The 19,348-nt window shown below is 54.2% G+C and carries 16 protein-coding genes; 12 read left to right on the plus strand and 4 right to left on the minus strand.

What is annotated here, in order from left to right; all coding sequences use genetic code 11:
* The first annotated feature begins 273 nt into the window (after positions 1 to 273).
* Together ACKWMY_RS15190 and ACKWMY_RS15195 are read left to right on the plus strand one after the other, a co-directional pair.
* A complete protein-coding gene (locus ACKWMY_RS15190) occupies positions 274 to 900 on the plus strand; it encodes an OB-fold-containig protein (RefSeq protein ID WP_199063696.1) in 627 nt (208 codons plus the stop codon).
* Between the two features lie 51 nt (positions 901 to 951).
* The gene (locus ACKWMY_RS15195; protein ID WP_211135928.1) at positions 952 to 2,736 is read left to right on the plus strand and encodes a flotillin family protein; all 1,785 of its coding nucleotides are present in this window, start codon (positions 952 to 954) and stop codon (positions 2,734 to 2,736) included.
* Positions 2,737 to 2,816: 80 nt separating this feature from the next.
* Here the strand turns inward: ACKWMY_RS15195 and fadL are convergent, their stop codons facing one another.
* Complete coding sequence (fadL, locus tag ACKWMY_RS15200) at positions 2,817 to 4,139, minus strand: long-chain fatty acid transporter FadL (RefSeq protein ID WP_409486559.1); 1,323 nt, start codon at positions 4,137 to 4,139, stop codon at positions 2,817 to 2,819.
* Positions 4,140 to 4,546: 407 nt separating this feature from the next.
* Here fadL and ACKWMY_RS15205 point away from each other — a divergent pair, with 407 nt between their 5' ends.
* The 4 genes from ACKWMY_RS15205 to sixA all read left to right on the plus strand — a co-directional run bounded on the left by ACKWMY_RS15205 (position 4,547) and on the right by sixA (position 9,408).
* Positions 4,547 to 4,843: a YfcZ/YiiS family protein gene (locus ACKWMY_RS15205; protein WP_074032198.1), complete on the plus strand. Its 297-nt coding sequence runs from the start codon at positions 4,547 to 4,549 to the stop codon at positions 4,841 to 4,843.
* Between the two features lie 198 nt (positions 4,844 to 5,041).
* Positions 5,042 to 6,355, plus strand: coding sequence for an acetyl-CoA C-acyltransferase FadI (gene fadI / locus ACKWMY_RS15210; protein ID WP_024529161.1), 1,314 nt, complete (start codon positions 5,042 to 5,044; stop codon positions 6,353 to 6,355).
* Positions 6,352 to 8,520, plus strand: a complete 2,169-nt coding sequence (fadJ, locus tag ACKWMY_RS15215; RefSeq protein ID WP_409486560.1) for a fatty acid oxidation complex subunit alpha FadJ — start codon at positions 6,352 to 6,354, stop codon at positions 8,518 to 8,520. Before fadI ends, fadJ begins: the two co-directional genes overlap by 4 nt.
* Before the next feature lie 405 nt (positions 8,521 to 8,925).
* A complete protein-coding gene (gene sixA / locus ACKWMY_RS15220; protein WP_024529159.1) occupies positions 8,926 to 9,408 on the plus strand; it encodes a phosphohistidine phosphatase SixA in 483 nt (160 codons plus the stop codon).
* Positions 9,409 to 9,464: 56 nt separating this feature from the next.
* Here sixA and ACKWMY_RS15225 read toward each other — a convergent pair whose 3' ends face one another.
* The 3 genes from ACKWMY_RS15225 to smrB form a co-directional block, all read right to left on the minus strand.
* Positions 9,465 to 11,126, minus strand: coding sequence for a ShlB/FhaC/HecB family hemolysin secretion/activation protein (locus ACKWMY_RS15225; protein WP_409486561.1), 1,662 nt, complete (start codon positions 11,124 to 11,126; stop codon positions 9,465 to 9,467).
* Between the two features lie 171 nt (positions 11,127 to 11,297).
* Complete coding sequence (locus ACKWMY_RS15230) at positions 11,298 to 13,400, minus strand: filamentous hemagglutinin N-terminal domain-containing protein (protein ID WP_409486562.1); 2,103 nt, start codon at positions 13,398 to 13,400, stop codon at positions 11,298 to 11,300.
* A 452-nt stretch (positions 13,401 to 13,852) separates the two neighbouring features.
* On the minus strand, positions 13,853 to 14,383 hold the full coding sequence (smrB, locus tag ACKWMY_RS15235) for an endonuclease SmrB (RefSeq protein WP_021806058.1): 531 nt from the start codon (positions 14,381 to 14,383) through the stop codon (positions 13,853 to 13,855).
* Positions 14,384 to 14,565: 182 nt separating this feature from the next.
* On the opposite strand from smrB, the gene prmB reads away from it, so the two are divergent.
* The 6 genes from prmB to ACKWMY_RS15265 all read left to right on the plus strand — a co-directional run bounded on the left by prmB (position 14,566) and on the right by ACKWMY_RS15265 (position 19,343).
* The gene (prmB, locus tag ACKWMY_RS15240) at positions 14,566 to 15,498 is read left to right on the plus strand and encodes a 50S ribosomal protein L3 N(5)-glutamine methyltransferase (protein ID WP_024529156.1); all 933 of its coding nucleotides are present in this window, start codon (positions 14,566 to 14,568) and stop codon (positions 15,496 to 15,498) included.
* A gap of 84 nt (positions 15,499 to 15,582) precedes the next feature.
* A complete protein-coding gene (gene aroC / locus ACKWMY_RS15245; RefSeq protein ID WP_021806057.1) occupies positions 15,583 to 16,668 on the plus strand; it encodes a chorismate synthase in 1,086 nt (361 codons plus the stop codon).
* A 9-nt stretch (positions 16,669 to 16,677) separates the two neighbouring features.
* On the plus strand, positions 16,678 to 17,505 hold the full coding sequence (mepA, locus tag ACKWMY_RS15250) for a penicillin-insensitive murein endopeptidase (RefSeq protein WP_021806056.1): 828 nt from the start codon (positions 16,678 to 16,680) through the stop codon (positions 17,503 to 17,505).
* A 102-nt stretch (positions 17,506 to 17,607) separates the two neighbouring features.
* Positions 17,608 to 18,408: a sulfite exporter TauE/SafE family protein gene (locus tag ACKWMY_RS15255; RefSeq protein WP_024529155.1), complete on the plus strand. Its 801-nt coding sequence runs from the start codon at positions 17,608 to 17,610 to the stop codon at positions 18,406 to 18,408.
* A gap of 75 nt (positions 18,409 to 18,483) precedes the next feature.
* Positions 18,484 to 19,029 (plus strand): elongation factor P hydroxylase, encoded by a 546-nt coding sequence (locus ACKWMY_RS15260; RefSeq protein WP_024529154.1) that lies wholly within the window; start codon positions 18,484 to 18,486, stop codon positions 19,027 to 19,029.
* A gap of 32 nt (positions 19,030 to 19,061) precedes the next feature.
* Positions 19,062 to 19,343, plus strand: a complete 282-nt coding sequence (locus ACKWMY_RS15265; protein ID WP_024529153.1) for a YfcL family protein — start codon at positions 19,062 to 19,064, stop codon at positions 19,341 to 19,343.
* Positions 19,344 to 19,348: the final 5 nt, after the last annotated feature.

Below are 19,348 nucleotides of genomic sequence, written 5' to 3' on the forward strand. Positions count from 1 at the left end.
AAGTTTGGGGGATCCTTTTTATTTATGTAAATGATAATCATTTTTCTTGAGGATTTTCTGGGATGCCGGTGCAGTAAATGCTAAAATCTGCGCCAGGCGACTGCCGCTGGTTACATGGAGGGCAGCGCCCGTGGCTTGGGAACCGGCTTGTGTGGAACAAGGATCGTTTATAGCGGATTGCTGCATCACCTTTTACCGCGTTTTGTCCCCTCTTTCCTGCCTGTTTTCTGCTGCCGCGATATTTTCGCAGTGATGCGCACGGAGAACGCCAATATGGACCTACTTTCTTCAGGCAATGCCCCTTTCTTGATCGCCCTGCTCCTGCTGCTGTTTATCGGCGTGCTGGAAACGCTGGCGGTGTTTCTCGGTGCTTCCCTTTCCAGCCATTTCGACGCAGCTATAGACTCCCATCCGGATATTACCCTGGGTGAGAACGTTTTCGCCCATGGTCTGAGCTGGCTGCATATCGGGCGCTTGCCGCTGCTGGTCATCATCGTGCTGTTTCTCGGCGGTTTTTCACTGAGTGGCCTGATACTGCAATGGTTGGCAGGCGGTGAATTACCGGTATGGCTGGCGGTGATCGTTGCCTTTATTGTCGCCGTATTCTGCGTGCGCTGGTGCGGCCGCGGCATTGCTCGCTACTTGCCACGTGACGAGAGCAGCGCCGTTTCCACGGACAGCTTTATTGGCCGCATGGCAATTATGACCGGTGCCACGGCCACGGCGGGCACCCCGGCAGAAGCCAGGTTGACTGACGAGCACGGGCGTACCCATTACATTTTGATCGAACCGGATGAGGAGGACGTCGCCTTTGTGCGTGGAGCCAAGGTGCTGGTGACGGCCCGCATTTCCGGGTCCCGTTTCAGCGGCAGTGCCAACCCTTGGCCGGATCTGCTGTGAACGCGGTTTTAACGGAATTATTTTGATAATACTTACGGAGAGGTAGCCCTAGTGATAATTAGTGATGGTCTTACGTTTTGGGGGTCGATTGCGGGTGGCATCTTTGTTGTCCTGCTGATCATCGGACTGATTTTTTCGCGCCTGTATCGCCGTGCCTCGGCAGAACAGTCGTTGGTTCGTACCGGTCTGGGCGGTCTCAAGGTCGTGCTGAGTGGTGGTGCCATCTCCCTTCCTGTGTTCCATGAGATTGTTGAAATCAACATGAAGACCCTGAAGCTGGAGGTCAGCCGTGCCATGCATGACAGCCTGATCACCAAGGACAGAATGCGCGTGGACGTAGTGGTGGCATTTTTCGTCCGTGTGCAACCTACCATTGAAGGGATCTCCACCGCAGCACAAACTTTGGGCCAGCGTACGCTGTCACCGGAAGATCTGCGCCAACTGGTGGAAGACAAGTTTGTTGACGCCTTACGCTCCACCGCTGCGCAGATGACCATGCAAGACCTGCAAGACACACGCGAAAACTTCGTGCAGGGCGTGCAGAGCACGGTATCTGAAGATTTGGCGAAAAACGGCCTGGAGCTGGAAAGCGTGTCGCTGACCAACTTTAACCAGACCTCGAAAGAGTATTTCGATCCTAACAACGCCTTCGATGCTGAAGGTCTGACCAAGCTGACGCAGGAAACCGAACGCCGTCGTCGCGAACGTAATGAAGTTGAGCAGGACGTAGAGGTCGCAGTACGCGAAAAAAACCGCGATGCCATGTCACGTAAGCTGGAGATCGAGCAGCAGGAAGCCTTCATGTCGCTTGAGCAGGAGCAGCAGGTCAAAACCCGCAGCGCCGAGCAAAGCTCCCGGATCGCCACCTTCGAAGCAGAGCGCCGCCGTGAGGCCGAACAGAGCCGTATCTCCGCCGAGCGTCAGATTCAGGAGGCGGAAATCGAGCGTGAGCAGGCGGTACGGACCCGTAAGGTAGAGGCGGACCGTGAAATCCGTGTCAAAGAGATCGAGCAGAATAAAGTCACGGAAATGGCCGCCATCGAGCAGAAAAAAGTGACGGAAATTGCCGAACAGGATAAGGCCATCGCCATTGCTGCCAAGTCCGAGCAGCAGTCCCAGGCTCAGGCGCGCGCTAATGATGCGTTGACCGAAGCGGTGAAAGCGGAACAAAACGTGGAAACCACGCGCCAGACCGCCGAAGCCGATCGTGCCAAGCAGGTTGCTCTGATCGAAGCCCGTCAAGGGGCGGAAACCGAGGCGATGCAACTGACGCTGAAAGCCCGTGCGGAGAAAGAGGCCGCTGAACTGCAGGCCGCAGCCATCATCGAACTGGCCGAAGCCGCGCGTAAGAAAGGCTTGGCAGAGGCGGAAACCCAGCGCGCGTTGAACGAAGCGGTCAACATGCTTTCCAGCGATCAGACCAGCCTGAAGTTCAAACTGGCGTTGCTGCAGGCACTGCCGGCGATCATCGAGAAGTCCGTTGAGCCGATGAAGGCTATCGACGGGATCAAGATCCTGCAGGTTGATGGGTTGAACCGTTCTGGCGCTGCAGGTGCGGCAGCGGCTTCGATCGGTGGCGGCAACCTGGCCGAGCAGGCGATGTCTGCCGCTCTCGCTTATCGTACGCACGCCCCGGTTATCGACTCCCTGCTACAGGAAATCGGTATCAGCGGTGGTTCATTGCAGGCGTTGACCGCGGCTTTACCGCAGGCACAGCCAGTTGTTCCGTTGGCGGAGCCTGACGCTGTAGTCGTGCAGGAAGAGATTGCGGAACAAAAACCGGAGTCGTATGCACCGTCAACGGAGCACAGCATCACGACGGTAAACCTTTCCTGAGTTACGGCTGGAGGGGGTTAACACAATAGAAAACGGCGGGGTAATCCCGCCGTTTTTACGTTCCTGTCTAGGAAAGCAGATTAGAAACGGTAGTTGAAGCCAGCACCGTACAACCAGGCTGAACCTTTCGATTCGAAGGTGTATGGACCTTCTTTGATGGTGACTTTCTGGCCGTGCATGTAAGACACCCCGACGTCTACAGAAGCGTCTTTATTGAACGCGTAAGTGGTACCGGCGCTGATCCAGGTGCGATCCTGATCCGGGATCGAGATAGAGCGGTTTTCCGCTGGGACTGGGCTGTCATCGAAGGCGATACCGGTACGGAAGGTCCAGTTATCGTCGTAGAAGTAGGTGGTACCCAGCGCGATACGGTAAGCATCACGGAAGCCTTCATGCTTCTGGAACAGGGTGTTGCCGTTGCTGTCGGTTGCTCTCAGCTCCTGGAACTGGCTCCAGCTGGTGTAGGCCATGCTGTAGTGTATCGCCCACTGTGGTGCCACTTTGTTATAACCGGAGATTTCCCACATTTCTGGCAGATTCAGGGTCAGAGAACCAGGGACGTTGTTACCGTTGGTCCCCATTGGCAGGCCGATCTGCTGGAATAGCCCGTTATAAGCGGAGGGCAGGCTGCTGCGGTAGTCGCCGTCAAAGTCGATTTTCACTTCTGAACGGTAGGTAAAGCCGTAGCGGTTGTTTTCATCTACTTGATACAACACGCCCGCGTTCCAGCCGTAACCCCACTTGTTGCCTTCCAGATGTGAAATCTGGGTATCGGCAGGGATTTTTGCTACCTGGCCAGCCAGAGACGGAGGTAATTGGCCTGAGCCTGCCAACAGCAGCGGTAAATCGCCAGCGTAGCGATCGATTTTAGCTTTGGCATACACCGCATCGAAGCCCAGACCGAAGCTGAAGTTTTGGTTCAGACGGTAAGCGGCGCTCAGGTTGAGGTTCAGCGTGGTCAGGTCGGTGGTACCGCCGACAGAGCCTGCCGGGTAGCTATCGCTGTATTCGGTGGCCAGGCCATAGTTGCTGGTCACGGAGCCACCGACGGCCCATTGGTCATTCAGCGGTTGAACGTAGTGCAGGTTGGGTACCCAGGCTGTCGGGGCAATGTTATTCGCATTCAGGCTTTTGCCTGAAGGTGAAGTGCCGGTAATGTTAACGTCTGGGTCGATAAATACTGCGCCCGCAGAGAACGAAGGGCGGTCAAACATCATCATGGTTGCCGGGTTACGACTTGCCGAGGCAGCGGTATCCGCCATTGCGCCTTCGCCAGAATAGGCTCGCCCTAAACCAGCTGCCGAAAACTCGTTCAGCTGGAATCCTGCGGCATATACGTTTGAAGAAATAATTGCCACTGCAGCTGCGAGAGCTGATTTAGTGAATAGGTTTTTCTGGCTCATGACCAAAACCTCATTTTATGTGTTTATTATTTAAACAATGTTACACAAAGTAACATGGAGCGCGCGATTGTAGGGTCCGTTATCAATCTGACAAATCAGACCAGTGGCTGAATTATAGGTCTGACCTGTTAAGATGTTGCAAGTTTGTTTTTGAAATATTTCCAGATTGATATCAGAAAAGAGATCCACATAACAAAAAATGACCTGCACATAACAAAACTCTTATGTTTTTTTACCGCGAAGCGATTTAGTTATGTGATTTCCGTCACTTAAAGTGCTTACAAAAAGTAAGGCTAGTGATTGGCAAGCCCGAGGAGTAAAATAAACACAGAATTTTGTTTATTTGCGCCAGATCATAAATGGCTATTTGGGCGAGCTTAACTGCGGCCCGTGAGGAGATTTCAACTATGTCAGATGCAATCAATAAATGTAACGCTCAGGAAACTGCGGCCTGCTGCTGTGTCGATGTCGGAACCGTGATGGATAACACCGATTGCACCGCTTCCTACAGCCGAGTGTTTGCCAATCAGCAAGATGCAGAGCAAACCCTGGCAGCACTGACTGAAAAGGCACGCGGCGTGGAGTCCGAGCCTTGTGACATCAGCAGTAGCATTAAACCGGTTGACGGCGGCGTGCAACTGGATGTGGATTTCACCTTCTCCTGCCAGGCAGAAACCATGATCTTCCAGCTCGGCCTGCGTTAATCCCGACCCGATCCCGTAGGGGCGTAATATCCGCCCCTGCTGGTATCCGCACCGCTTTACCCCCTACCAGAAAGTTGCTCCCGCTCTCAGTTTTCACTTCTGCCGGTTTGCCAAATGTAAACATTTGGTTAACAATGACCTCATCAGGTCAGACCTCTTTTTGTCCGTTGTGTTGACGGCCTCTCTTCAGGAGCGTTTATGAGTAAGGCATTGCCGCTGGTTACCCGTCTCGGCGACCGTATCGCCATTGTTCAAGGGCTGCGCACCCCTTTCGCCAAGCAGGCTACCGCTTATCACGGTATACCTGCGGTCGATCTTGGCAAGACGGCGGTGAGCGAGCTGCTGGCGCGTAGCGGCATCGATCCCGCCCTGATTGAGCAACTGGTATTTGGCCAGGTGGTGCAAATGCCCGAAGCGCCCAACATTGCGCGGGAAATTGTACTTGGCACCGGTATGAGCGTGCACACCGATGCCTATAGCGTTTCACGTGCCTGTGCCACCAGCTTCCAGGCGATTGCCAACGTGGCGGAAAGCATCATGGCCGGCAGTATCAGTATCGGCATTGCCGGTGGGGCGGATTCTTCCTCCGTGCTGCCGATTGGTGTTAGCAAGGCGCTTGCCCGCACGCTGGTGGACGTCAACAAGGCCCGCACGTTGTCGCAGCGTTTGAAACTGTTCAGTAAACTTAAGTTCCGCGATCTGATGCCGGTACCGCCCGCCGTGGCGGAATACTCTACCGGTCTGCGCATGGGGGATACTGCCGAGCAAATGGCGAAAACCCACGGCATTACTCGCGAGCAGCAGGATGCCTTGGCACACCGCTCACATCAACTGGCCGCTAAAGCCTGGGAGCAGGGGCTGTTGCGCGATGAAGTGATGACCGCCTATGTGCCGCCGTATAAAACCCCGCTGGCCGAAGATAACAACGTCCGCAAAGATTCCAGCCTGGAGTCTTATGCCCGCTTAAAACCGGCATTCGATCGCCGACACGGTACCGTCACGGCCGCCAACAGTACGCCACTGACCGATGGTGCGGCAGCGGTGCTGATGATGAGCGAGTCCCGTGCGAAAGAGCTCGGCCTGGAGCCTCTAGGCTACCTGCGCAGCTTCGCCTTTGCCGCCATTGATGTCTGGGAGGATATGTTGCTCGGCCCTTCCTATGCCACCCCGTTGGCGCTGGATCGTGCCGGTATTACCCTGGCCGACCTGACCCTGATCGATATGCACGAAGCCTTTGCGGCGCAAACGCTGGCCAACCTGAAAATGTTCGCCAGCACCGAGTTTGCCCAGCAGAAGCTGGGGCGTGAGCAGGCGATCGGCGAGGTGGATATGGATAAATTCAACGTGTTGGGGGGCTCTATCGCCTACGGACACCCGTTCGCCGCGACCGGTGCGCGCATGATCACCCAGACGTTACACGAGCTTAAACGGCGCGGTGGCGGTCTGGGGCTGGCCACTGCCTGCGCAGCCGGGGGCTTGGGAGCTGCGATGATCGTGGAGGTGGAAAAATGAGTTTCGAGAACGCATTGCACGAGCAGCGTGCCAAGCCTTCGACATTTCATCTGACCCTGCGGCCGGATAATATTGGCGTGATCACCATCGATGTGCCGGGGGAGAAGGTCAATACGCTGAAGGCAGAGTTTGTTGAGCAGATCAACGACGTGCTGCTCAAGGCGCAGCAGCTTGCTACCCTGGAAGGGTTGGTGATCCTCTCCGGCAAGCCAGATTCCTTTATTGCCGGTGCAGATATCACCATGATCGCCGCGTGCCATACGGCCCAAGAGGCACAAGCGCTGGCGAAGAAGGGGCAGAGCACGCTGGCACAGATTGCCGCGTTCCCGGTGCCGGTGGTTGCCGCTATTCATGGTGCTTGCCTTGGAGGCGGGCTGGAGTTGGCTTTGGCCTGCCATAGCCGCGTCTGTTCTCTGGATGACAAAACGGCGCTTGGCCTGCCGGAAGTCCAGTTGGGTTTGCTGCCTGGTTCTGGTGGTACCCAGCGCTTACCCCGTCTGATTGGTGCCAGCAAAGCGTTGGATATGATGCTGACGGGCAGGCACGTTCGCGCGCGTCAGGCGCTGCGTATGGGCCTGGTGGACGAGGCCGTACCGCAATCCATTCTGCTGCAAACCGCCATTGAGCGTGTAAAACAGGGGTGGAAATCGCGCCGTGCGTTACCATGGCAGGAACGCCTGCTTAACGGTCCGTTGGGCAGAAGCCTGTTGTTCAGCATCGTGCGTAAGAAGACCCTGGAGAAAACCCACGGTAACTACCCCGCAGCGGAGCGTATTATCCAAGTGGTGCGCACTGGTCTGGATCATGGCAGTGCCAGCGGCTATGAAGCGGAGGCCCGCGCCTTCGGTGAACTGGCGATGTCTTCCCAGTCTGCCGCATTACGCAGCCTGTTCTTTGCCTCTACGGCGCTGAAAAAAGAGCGCGGCGGGGATGCCCAACCTCATGAATTACAGCGCGTCGGCGTACTTGGCGGTGGTTTGATGGGCGGCGGTATAGCCTGCGTCACGGCGACTCGTGGCGGGCTACCGGTGCGCATTAAAGACGTGAATGAGCAGGGGATCAACCATGCGTTGAAATACACCTGGGATCTGTTGGGCAAGCGGGTACGCAGCAAACGCATGCGTCCGGCAGAGCGTCAGAAACAGATGATGCTGATTTCAGGCAGCACCGATTACAGCGGTTTTGAACGGATCGACATCGTGGTAGAGGCGGTATTTGAAGATATCGCGCTCAAGCAACAGATGGTGGCCGATATTGAACAGTATGCCGCGCCGCATACCGTATTCGCCTCCAACACCTCATCATTGCCGATCGGCCAAATCGCGGCGCAGGCAGCCAGGCCGCAGCAGGTTATTGGTCTGCACTACTTCAGCCCGGTGGATAAAATGCCGTTGGTCGAAGTGATCCCGCATGCCACTACCAGCGAACAAACCATTGCCACCACCGTTGCTCTGGCCCACAAACAGGGGAAAACGGCGATCGTGGTCGCCGATCGTGCTGGTTTTTACGTGAACCGTATTCTCGCTCCTTATATTAATGAAGCGGCGCGATGCTTGCTGGAAGGCGAGCCTATCGAATCGGTTGATAAGGCTTTGGTCGATTTTGGTTTCCCGGTGGGCCCCATCATGCTGTTGGATGAAGTGGGTATCGACGTCGGCACCAAGATTATCCCGATCCTGACGGCGGAGCTGGGGCCACGCTTTGCCGCTCCAGCGGCGTTCGACGCAGTGCTGAAAGACGGCCGCAAAGGGCGCAAGAATGGCCGTGGCTTTTATCTGTACCCAGCCGAGGGCAGTAGGTCAGGCCAGAAACGCAAGAGCGCTGACAGCAGCATCTATCCATTGTTGGGTATCACCGGCAAGGCGCATATTCAGCATGCGGTGATCGCTCAACGCTGTGTGATGATGATGCTCAACGAGGCGGCGCGTTGCCTGGATGAAGGCGTGGTGCGCAGCGCACGCGACGGTGATATCGGCGCGGTGTTTGGCATTGGTTTCCCGCCGTTCCTTGGCGGCCCGTTCCGCTATATGGATGAGCTAGGCGCGGAGAAAGTGGTAAAAACCCTGCGCTACCTGCAACAGCAATACGGTGAGTATTTTGCTCCTTGTGAACGTCTGCAGCGCATGGCGGAGCAGGGGGAACGCTTCTATCCGCAAGGCAGTTAACCAGCATGGCGGCCCGGTTTGCGCTACAGTTTGATCAGGGCCGCACTGTGATCGCCATCACTCCTTGCAATTAGGGCAATCCCGGAAGCTGTACAGGGAGATTGGGGAGGGGTAACGTAGCGTTTTGGTGGGTGGCTCACTCAGCGCTACCAAAATTTCATAGCAACAAGGTTAAAATTTAACCCGTTGAATTGGTTGTTATGTCAGCGATGAATTTGTGTAAGGGCGCAAATGTTGTAAAAAACAGCGTTTTCTTTACGCGAACTTTCAGGCAAAATGCCCGGCCGCCATAGAGAGACGGCGCGTTATCGTTTGAAGCAGGCCTGTGTTCTTGAGTGCAACTCGGCGATACAGCACGCTCGGCGTTTCTGTATAGCGTTATTTTGTCAACAACAGCGGTGCAATATGCAAGTTTTGATTATGCGTCACGGAGAGGCGGCACTCGATGCAGCCAGCGATTCGGTAAGGCCTCTTACCGTTTGTGGCCGTGATGAGTCACGTCAGATGGCGGCCTGGTTGAATACCAAGTCTGTGGATATTGAACGAGTGCTGGTCAGCCCCTATTTGCGGGCCGAGCAGACGCTGGAAACGGTACGCGAAGCGTTAACGCTACCGGAAGGTGAAGAAGTGCTGCCGGAGCTGACTCCTGGGGGCGACGCTGGGCTGGTGAGCTGTTATCTGCAGGCGCTGGCAAAAGAGGGCATCGGTGCGGTGTTAGTGGTTTCCCATCTACCGCTGGTGGGTTATCTGGTGGCCGAGCTGTGCCCTGGAGAATGCCCGCCAATGTTTGCGACCTCCGCCATTGCTAATGTCGATCTGTCAGAGGATGGCAGCGTCGGCAAGTTTGAATGGCAGGTCAGCCCGTCACAGGTGATGGCCAAGGTCTGAGCTTGTTCTCACCATCAAAGGGCGATGATAAACATCGCCCTTTGTCATTAACGTCTTCAAAATTGCCACTGTAACGTAAAGCCTAGGTTGACCGGGCTGGTGGTGAAATTATCAGGCTTGGACAGCGGCACCCCAACGAAGGCGTCATAACCGACCGCTTTTACCTTCCCTCGAATACCGGCAACGCTACCAAGCAGGTGGCCATCGGCAAAGTCGTTACTACCGTCTCCTTTCACCCGGCCATAATCCATACCCAGGTATAACTGCTGCTCCAGTCTTGGCAGGTTCAGGTTCAGGTCATTGCGCAGGGAGTAGCCCTTGTTGGCCATCATATTCATTTCACCGTCAAAACCACGTACGGTCCAGCGGTTACCGATACTGAATTGATCCTGGGTGGTCAGGCGGTCCGGACTGTATTGCTGGCGAAAGCGGGATTGATAACTCAGTGACAGATCTTGCACGGTAAATGGCGTATAGGTGCTGATATCCAGGTTGACGATGCGGCTTGACGGAGCGCTGTCCACCGGTCTTTCGGCACCAAACCAGGCGGTATCACGCTGATAGCTCAACATGGCATCGACAATAGATTGGCCGACGTAGTGGCGATGATTGAACTCAATGCTCCAGTTGGCCATATTACGCTTTTGCAACTTCAGTTCCGTATCGTTCAGATAAAAATGTGAGTTACGCTTGAGGACTTGAAAGCTGAGCGTGTTTTTTTGGCTCGCGTTGCGATACAAGAGGCGATTGATTTTTAAGCTAAGGTTGCGATACTTGCCGCGGTAGGAAAAATCGGTATAGATACCATGGATATTTTGTACATATTCGCTGCGGCTAGCATATAAGTCCAATGACCAGAAGCCGTAGGGCACCGAGTAGTACAACGAGCCATTATTAGAATGACGGCTCGATTGGAACTGCAAATCACGACCGGCAGAAACGTAGAACAGATCGTTCATCGAAGTCGGGTTATCAATATATAAAGCCAAGCCGCTTTGATAGCGGCCGGTTTGTTTACTGCCTGAGTCATCCAGCCAACCGCCCAAACGCCAGAATGAGGGGTGTTCGCGGGTTATTTCCAGGTCGGATTCACCCGCCTTACTGCCTGGGTGGAGTGAAATGTTGGCAACAACATCAGGAATGCGTTGCATGTTTTCCAACCCCTGCTCAATCGCACGCAGATCCAGCAGATCCCCTTGGCTGCCAGGGAAGGTGGTGTGCAAGTTGACGTACTGATCGCTGTCATCGGTCAACCTGACGTTGCCAATGGTGCCGGGCAGGATATCCAGAGTGAGAAGCCCTTGCGTCAAATTCTGCTGAGGGATCATGACCCTGGTAGTAATATAGCCATGTCCAATCAGCTTGTTTTGCAAGGCGGTCGCGAGCGTTTTCACCCCTTGGATCCCCAGGCAGCGCCCTTGTGCCTGTTCTGTCAGTTTGTGCAAGGGTATCCAATGAGGGATCTTGTCGTCCTTATTCAGTTCAACCCGTTGTAGAGGGAAACAGGGTTGTTCTTCGGGAAAGTCGATGTGGGTGCTTAGTCCTGCGCTGCCAGCGGAGCGAACGTCTTTACCTACGGTTTCCAATTGGTTGTAGAGTGCTTTTTCCTGTTCCTGCTGGTGGCTCATTTGCTGCTCAATAAACTGGCCTTTTTCAGTTGCCTGAACCAGTGGGGTGAAAATAAGCAATAACCAGGCATTGAGAAAGCGAAAACGCATGTTAACTTCCTTATTAATATGATTTTTCTTTAATCGGGTGCAGTGTGAAGATAGGCAGGAGTGAAAAACAGCTGATAGCCATTGATAACATGGCTATCAGCTTGTTATTACCTATCTCGCGATGCTAATAGACGTGATAGGGGTATTTATCGCCTCAGTATTGGCTCTGGATTAGTACTTGGTATGGATTTCTACAGTGTTGTCCGAAATCATTTTGCCGTAATTGCCGAATTTCCCGTCTGTATCGATCTTTATCTTGTTTTTGCCAACCAAGGTCCCTTGATTATAGAAGCTGCCATCGACACGCTGACCACCGGCAAGGGCTCCGCGCTTCATGTTGATCTCTAAAGTATCACCGGCCTCAATGTTTCCTGCTGTGCTAGCTGATGAACCATTATCTAAACGTGATGCATTAACCACCAGATTTTCACCGGCAATAATATTACCATTGTGATTGCCAATGCTGGTCGCACTCAGCATGATGTTTTTATCACTCCCAATATGCCCATGTTTATTGGCGATGAGAGAGTTAGGACTGACGGTGATATCACCATGAGAAGCGATGACACCATACTCATTATTGAGTGAGGAGCTCAAGTTTAGGCTCATGCCACCACCGCTGAATATACCGTATTCTTGGGTTGGATTGTGATAAGCACTATTAACCAGCCGGGCGGCTTCGATATTCAAGGCTTCCTGAGCCATGATTTTACCTGAGTTATTTTTAATCTCAGACGCTTTTATAGCGATGTTGCCTTCTGCCAGAATTTCACCTTGGGTGTTATTCAGCTCGGAGGATACGTTAATAACTACGTCATCCTTGGTTTGGATGAGGCCGTATTGATTGCTCATCTTGTAAGCATTCAGAGCCACGCAGCAGTTGGCCTCAATAATCCCTCTGTCGTTGAAGAGGGTGTTAGCGGTATTAATCGTCACGCCACCAAAATCTGATACAATTCTACCCACGTAGTTATTCACACCATACTTGGCGTCCAGGGTGACATCGTCCACGGCACTGATGATACCGCTGCTGTTCTTGATTGAGGCTCCTTTGGTGCTAATCGTGATACCCTTTCCAGCGCTGAGTTCACCATTATCATTATCGACCCCTACATTTGAAGATAAGGCTGCGGAACTGTCGATGTTGATATTGCCATCGGCCACCATGGTCCCCTTGATGTTTCTTACGTAAGAGCTTTTAATATCAATATCATTGCCAGCTTCAAGATAACCACCTGGGCTGTTTATTACGTATGTAGTGTTGTTACTAGGGGTTAATACCACGCTGATATCTTTTTGGGCAGAAATAGTCCCCTTATTGGTGAGTGAACCATTCATGTTCATGGTCACATCGCCAACAGAAGCGGCGAGGGTGCCAGCGTTGTTCACGCCCACGCCATTGCCGGTACCGATCAGCGTAATTTTGTTGGCGTACATGCCGCCCAGGTTGGACACGTCAAGGCCTATGCCAGACTGACGAGCAGCAGAGAGCAGGGTGGCTTTGGTGTTGTCGACATTAACGCGGTTTTGGCCATAAGTGACCCGTAGATCCTGGGCCTGCACGTCGGCGTTAATGGCAACGGTGTGGGCGATTAGATCGGTATAGTTGGCGCTGGAACTCTGCAAGCCATCGCCAGTAATGGTAATTTTACCTTTGTTGACAACGTAATCGAGGACGCGGCCATTAGCCACCGAGGCCTTGCCCGTGGTCAAGGTCGCACGATTGGCGTTGATAAAACCGCAGCCGTTGCAGGTAATCCCCGATGGGTTGGCAATAATAACCTGTGCATTCTGACCTGCTACCTCAATCATACCGTTGAGTTGGCTGGCTTTAGCGGAGTTGACTTCATTGAGGATAACGTTGGCGGCACCGTTGGCTAAATTCTTGTTGCCGTTAATGGCACCCGCCACCTGGGTCGTTGAATTTTGTGCGCTGTTATTTAGCACTACTCCACCACGGTCTACGTCAAACTGGTTATAGATATTGTGAGATACGCCCCCTCTGCCGGGCTTATTAATGTCGATAACCGTACCGCCCTTGATGGAGCTGGCACCGAGCGATGGGCCACCTGGGGCGGAAACGATAGCGGCGTGGGCAACGGTTACTCCTTGTAAGGCCAGCAGGCTAAAGAAACAAATTGGCGAAAGTTTGGCAAAAAACGGCTTCTGTTTGTTTTTTAGGGTCATAATATTATTTCCTATAATATTTGAAATGCAAAGGCTATCAATATTGGTAGCCGAACTGGTGGAAAAAGGCTTTGCAGCCAACTTCATTTCTGTCAACCATGAGGGATCATCCCCCACGTTGGGCAGGAGGTATAGGCTATTATTTGATTAACTCAAGGTGCTATATTTGCCATGTGGCTATTCGTAGTAACTATTAACTGCGGATGACAATGTTTACGCTTTATCTGCGTTTAACAAAATGCGCATTCTACTTGTAATATTTTCCCTGTCTACTTTTTGGCGTTAATACAGGATCTTTCTCGTGAATTTTAAATCACATCAATGATTTTTGTTTTAAGTATATTTAAAACAAATGTTTTATTTGAAATTCAAGATTAAAAATATTTGGGGTATTTAAGTAGGTATGGTATTGGGGAGAGATCTTAGGTTTTGCCAGGATGGGGAGGGGCTATTTCGTCAAGGTCGTTCTCAACTCATGGCCCCCTTCTTGGAACCGTCACTGCGGATTATTTGGCACCGTTAAGTGCCATTTTATATCGCTATTCTGCTAGTTCGATCAACAGCAGTATTGCTGCGTTACCCCCCCATTCTTTGGGGGCCTGGTGGAACGCCAGCACGTCCGGATGTTGCGCCAACCAAAGCGGCGTTTGCTGCTTGAGGATGTGTTTGCCGTGGCCGTGCATCACGCAGGCACAGTGCACGTGCTCACGCTTGCAGGCGGCGATCATCGCCCCGAGTTCCTGCTTGGCCTGCATCTGTGTCAAGCCATGCAAATCCAGGAACAGATCCGGCACGTAGTCCCCACGACGCAGTTTCTTCAACTCATAGTGGCTGTAGCCGGGACGCACATAGCGCGTTGGGCCTTCATCTTCCAACTGCGGCTGAAACTCATCGGAAAAGTAAAAGCTGGCATCCACCTGCTCTTGCAACAGGCGCTGCGGCGCGATCTGCTTGGTTTTCATTTTAGGTTTTGGGTGGACGATGGTGTCCTGCGGCAGCTTCTTTGCTCCAGCTACCGACTCTCTAAAGAGCAATAATTCATCTTTGCTCAGAGGGGGCTTATTCTTCATTATTCGCTCGTCGCCTATCATTTATCGCGCTAGTTTACCTGCTCGAAGGTTTCTGTCGACGCAAAACTAGCACTGAATGCCAACCAGAATGCTGCTACGCTGCTATTGCTGCTGATTTGTCGCAGGCTTCATGGCAAACTACGGGGCTAAATCATGAATCATCGCGCCTGCCGGAGGGCAAATTGGACAAAATTTTCGTCGAAGAAGCAGTGAATGAACTGCACACCATTCAGGATATGCTGCGCTGGGCCGTAAGCCGTTTCAACGCCGCCAATATCTACTATGGCCACGGAACCGATAACCCGTGGGACGAAGCCGTGCAATTGGTCTTGCCCAGCCTGTTCCTACCGTTGGATATTCCTGAAGATATGCGCACTGCGCGTTTGACCTCCAGCGAACGTCACCGCATCGTTGAGCGAGTGATCCGCCGTGTCAACGAGCGCATCCCGGTTGCTTACCTGACCAATAAAGCCTGGTTCTGCGACCTGGAGTTCTATGTCGATGAGCGCGTGCTGGTACCGCGTTCACCGATTGGTGAGCTGATCAACGACCGCTTCAGCGCGCTGATCCCCCATCCGCCACGCCATATCCTGGATATGTGTACCGGTAGTGGCTGTATTGCTATCGCGTGTGGCTATGCCTTCCCGGAAGCGGAAGTGGACGCGGTAGATATCTCTACCGACGTGCTGGCCGTGACCGAGCGTAATATTCAGGCGCACGGCGTGGAACATCAGGTGATCCCGATCCGCTCCGATCTGTTCCGTGACGTCCCCGCGATCCAATACGATCTGATCGTCACCAACCCGCCGTATGTCGATGCGGAAGACATGTCCGATCTGCCGCAAGAGTTCCGCTTTGAGCCGGAACTGGGGCTGGCTGCAGGCAGCGACGGCCTGAAGCTGGTGCGCCGCATTCTGGCCTGTGCGCCAGACTTCCTGAGCGATGACGGCGTGCTGATTTGTGAAGTGGGCAACAGCATGGTACATCTGATGGAACAATATCCGGATATTCCGTTCACCTGGCTGGAGTTTGATAACGGCGGGGACGGCGTCTTCATGCTGACGAAACAGCAGCTGATTGACTGTAAAGATCATTTCAGCCTCTACCGCAGCTAACCAACAACCTGGGCTCGCCATAGTGTGGGCCTGTATGCCCCGTTTGCACGCGAACGGGATGACAACCAACGGTAAGGAGCCGTGATGGCAGGGAACAGTATTGGGCAGTTTTTCCGCGTCACCACATTTGGTGAATCTCACGGTGTGGCGCTGGGATGTATCGTAGACGGTGTGCCGCCAGGTATTCCGCTGACAGAAGCTGATTTGCAGCACGATCTCGATCGTCGCCGCCCCGGCACTTCGCGCTATACCACCCAGCGCCGCGAGCCGGATCAGGTGCGTATCCTCTCCGGGGTTTTTGAAGGCGTCACTACTGGCACCAGCATTGGCCTGATGATCGAAAACACCGATCAGCGCTCGCAAGACTACGGCGCGATCAAAGATGTGTTCCGCCCTGGCCATGCCGATTACACCTACGAACAGAAATACGGCGTGCGTGATTATCGCGGCGGTGGCCGTTCTTCGGCGCGTGAAACCGCGATGCGCGTTGCCGCCGGTGCCATTGCCAAAAAATATCTGGCGCAGAAGTTTGGCGTACAGGTGCGCGGCTATCTGGCGCAGATCGGCGACGTGAGCTGCGAGTTGAAAGATTGGGATCAGGTTGAGCAGAACCCGTTCTTCTGCCCGGATCCGGACAAGCTGGAAGCCCTGGACGAACTGATGCGCGCGCTGAAAAAAGAGGGCGACTCCATCGGTGCCAAAGTGACCGTGGTGGCGGAAAACGTCCCGGTAGGGCTGGGCGAGCCGGTGTTCGATCGTCTGGATGCCGACTTGGCGCATGCGCTGATGAGCATCAATGCGGTCAAAGGTGTAGAAATTGGCGACGGTTTTGCCGTGGTCACCAAGCGTGGCAGCGAAAACCGCGATGAAATCACCCCTGAAGGTTTCCAGAGCAACCACGCTGGCGGCATTCTTGGTGGTATCAGCAGCGGTCAGCCGGTGATTGCCCATCTGGCGCTGAAGCCGACCTCCAGCATCATGGTGCCGGGCCGTACGATCAACCGTCAGGGTGAAGCGGTGGAAATGGTCACCCGTGGCCGCCACGATCCGTGCGTCGGGATCCGTGCGGTGCCGATCGCCGAAGCGATGATGGCGATCGTGCTGATGGATCATCTGCTGCGCCAGCGTGCGCAAAACGGTGATGTGATTTCCGACGTACCACGCTGGTAAGGGACTACGATGAAAAAATGGCTGCTGGGCTTCGCTGCGTTGATCGCTTCCAGCTCTGCCTTGGCGTTAACGCCGTGGCAAAAGATTGACCACCCGGTCAGTGGAACTGCACAGGCCGTTGGCGGTTTCGCCAATGGTTGTATTATCGGGGCGCATCCGTTGCCGCTTAACTCACCGGATTATCAGGTGATGCGTACCGACCAGCGGCGCTACTTCGGCCATCCTGACCTGCTGGCGTTTATTCAACGCCTGAGCAGCCAGGCCAACCAGAAAGCACTGGGCACGGTGTTGATCGGCGATATGGCAATGCCAGCCGGTGGGCGCTTCAGCAGCGGCCATGCCAGCCACCAATCCGGTTTGGACGTGGACATCTGGTTGCAGTTGCCGCGCCAACGTTGGAGCGCTCAGCAACTGTTGAAACCGCAGCCGATCGATCTGGTCTCTGGCGACGGTAAGCAAGTAGTGGATCGCCAGTGGCAGCCGCAAATCGAATCTTTGATCAAGATGGCGGCGCAGGACAGCGAAGTGACGCGGATCTTCGTTAACCCGGCGATCAAACAGCGTCTTTGCCAGGATGCCGGTGCCGATCGCGGTTGGTTGCATAAGGTCCGGCCTTGGTTTGGGCATCGTGCGCATATGCACGTACGCTTGCGTTGCCCGGCGGGTAGCCTGGAGTGTCTGGATCAGGATGCGCCGCCGGTGGGTGATGGCTGTGGTGCCGAGTTGGCCAGTTGGTTCAAACCGCATCAGCCGAATGCCAATCCGGTCAAGAAAGAGCCACCACCGCTGCCGCCAACCTGTCAGGCGCTGCTGGATAGCCACTTCGCCAATCGCTGATAGCCTGATGAAAACGCCTCGAATGGGGCGTTTATTTTTTGAGTTTTAAGGCGTAGTGTGTGCGGCAAACAAAGTGGCTCCACTTTTGCAGGCAGACGACTTATGGATGGGCTGGTATTAGGTCCCGAATTGCTCGGGATTCTGTTTTTGGTAGCAATGTTCGCCGGGTTTATTGATTCGATCGCCGGTGGTGGTGGGCTGTTGACCGTACCGGCTCTGCTGGCCGTTGGCGTCCCGCCAACCCAGGCGCTGGCGACCAATAAATTGCAGTCGGTTGGGGGATCGTTTTCCGCCAGCCTGTACTTTGTTCGCCGTCGCGCTGTCGATCTTAATACCCAGAAGCTGACCATCTTCCTGACGCTGGTGGGATCAGTGATCGGCGCGCTCCTGGTGCAGCACATGCGTGCCGATATATTGCGGCAGATGCTGCCGCTGTTGGTGATTGGTATCGGCGTCTATTTCTTGTTGACGCCACGGCTGGGGGAAAACGATCGCCAGCGTCGGCTGGGGGCGTTACCCTTTGGCCTGGTAGCTGGGGGCTGCGTAGGGTTCTACGACGGTTTCTTCGGGCCAGGAGCCGGTTCGTTCTATGCCTTGGCCTATGTGACGCTGTGCGGTTTTAACCTGGCCAAGGCGACCGCCCATGCCAAGGTGTTGAACTTCACCTCCAATCTGGGCAGCCTGGTGCTGTTTATTATCGGCGGCCAAGTGATCTGGAGTATTGGTCTGGTGATGCTGGTAGGGCAGGTGTTCGGAGCCCGTCTTGGGGCGCACATGGTGCTGACCAAGGGCCAGAAGCTGATCCGGCCGATGATCGTGATAGTGTCTCTGATCATGAGCTGCAAATTGCTGTACGACAATCACGGGGCGGAAATCCAGCAGTGGTTGGCGTTGCATTTTTAACATTTCAAAGGGGCGGCAAGCCGAGAGATATCGGCTATAATGGCCTCCTTAATTTTGTGGTTATTTGAGTTTTTTATGCCAAACACACACCAGTATCCGCAACTGATTGAAATCTTTAATCAGTGTTTTAGCGATGAGTTCAATACCCGCCTGGTCAAAGGCGACGATGAGCCTATCTATCTGCCTGCCGATGATGAGCTGCCTTATAATCGCATCGTCTTTGCACACGGCTACTATGCCAGCGGCATGCATGAAATCTCCCATTGGTGCATCGCCGGAGCAGAACGCCGCAAGCTGGTGGACTTCGGTTACTGGTATTGCCCGGATGGGCGCGATGCCCAGACGCAGAGTGAATTCGAGGCGGTTGAGATTAATCCGCAGGCGCTGGAGTGGATGTTCTGCGTGGCGGCCGGTTTCCCGTTCAACGTCAGTTGCGACAATCTCAGTGGAGATTGCGAGCCGGATCGCATCGGTTTTCAGCGTAAAGTCCGTACCCGAGTGCTGGAATTGCTGGAACGGGGAATACCCACACGACCTGCGCGCTTTATTCAGGCGCTGCAATCGTTTTACAATACGCCTCCGCTGGCGGCCGAGCATTTTCCCTACCCGGAAGATCTCTGAGGCCAGAGTCTGTTTGTTAACGAGGAAATTTGATGATCGCAGAATTTGAAGCGCGCATTCTGGCGCTGATTGATGACATGGTAGAGCACGCCAGCGATGATGAACTGTTTGCCGGTGGCTACCTGCGCGGTCATCTGACTTTGGCGGTGGCGGAATCGGAAGAACATGCCGAACACAGCGCCGAGCAGCTCAAGGTGCGGGTGCAGAGCAGCCTGGACAAGGCCATCAAGGCCGGGGAGCTTTCCCCGCCGGATCAGATACTGGTGCTGGGCATGTGGGAAAACCTGTATCAGACAGCGTTGCCGACTGAGTAAAACGC

The sequence above is a fragment of the Serratia sp. J2 genome, assembly GCF_046269175.1.
Classification (GTDB): Bacteria; Pseudomonadota; Gammaproteobacteria; order Enterobacterales; family Enterobacteriaceae; genus Chania; species Chania fonticola_C.

Coding starts and splice junctions, on each gene's coding strand:
- ACKWMY_RS15190 (WP_199063696.1), top strand. CDS start 274: ATGGACCTACTTTCTTCAGGCAATGCCCCTTTCTTGATCGCCCTGCTC.
- fadL (WP_409486559.1), bottom strand. CDS start 4,139: ATGAGCCAGAAAAACCTATTCACTAAATCAGCTCTCGCAGCTGCAGTG.
- ACKWMY_RS15205 (WP_074032198.1), top strand. CDS start 4,547: ATGTCAGATGCAATCAATAAATGTAACGCTCAGGAAACTGCGGCCTGC.
- fadI (WP_024529161.1), top strand. CDS start 5,042: ATGAGTAAGGCATTGCCGCTGGTTACCCGTCTCGGCGACCGTATCGCC.
- fadJ (WP_409486560.1), top strand. CDS start 6,352: ATGAGTTTCGAGAACGCATTGCACGAGCAGCGTGCCAAGCCTTCGACA.
- sixA (WP_024529159.1), top strand. CDS start 8,926: ATGCAAGTTTTGATTATGCGTCACGGAGAGGCGGCACTCGATGCAGCC.
- ACKWMY_RS15225 (WP_409486561.1), bottom strand. CDS start 11,126: ATGCGTTTTCGCTTTCTCAATGCCTGGTTATTGCTTATTTTCACCCCA.
- ACKWMY_RS15230 (WP_409486562.1), bottom strand. CDS start 13,400: ATGAAGTTGGCTGCAAAGCCTTTTTCCACCAGTTCGGCTACCAATATT.
- smrB (WP_021806058.1), bottom strand. CDS start 14,383: ATGAAGAATAAGCCCCCTCTGAGCAAAGATGAATTATTGCTCTTTAGA.
- aroC (WP_021806057.1), top strand. CDS start 15,583: ATGGCAGGGAACAGTATTGGGCAGTTTTTCCGCGTCACCACATTTGGT.
- mepA (WP_021806056.1), top strand. CDS start 16,678: ATGAAAAAATGGCTGCTGGGCTTCGCTGCGTTGATCGCTTCCAGCTCT.
- ACKWMY_RS15255 (WP_024529155.1), top strand. CDS start 17,608: ATGGATGGGCTGGTATTAGGTCCCGAATTGCTCGGGATTCTGTTTTTG.
- ACKWMY_RS15260 (WP_024529154.1), top strand. CDS start 18,484: ATGCCAAACACACACCAGTATCCGCAACTGATTGAAATCTTTAATCAG.
- ACKWMY_RS15265 (WP_024529153.1), top strand. CDS start 19,062: ATGATCGCAGAATTTGAAGCGCGCATTCTGGCGCTGATTGATGACATG.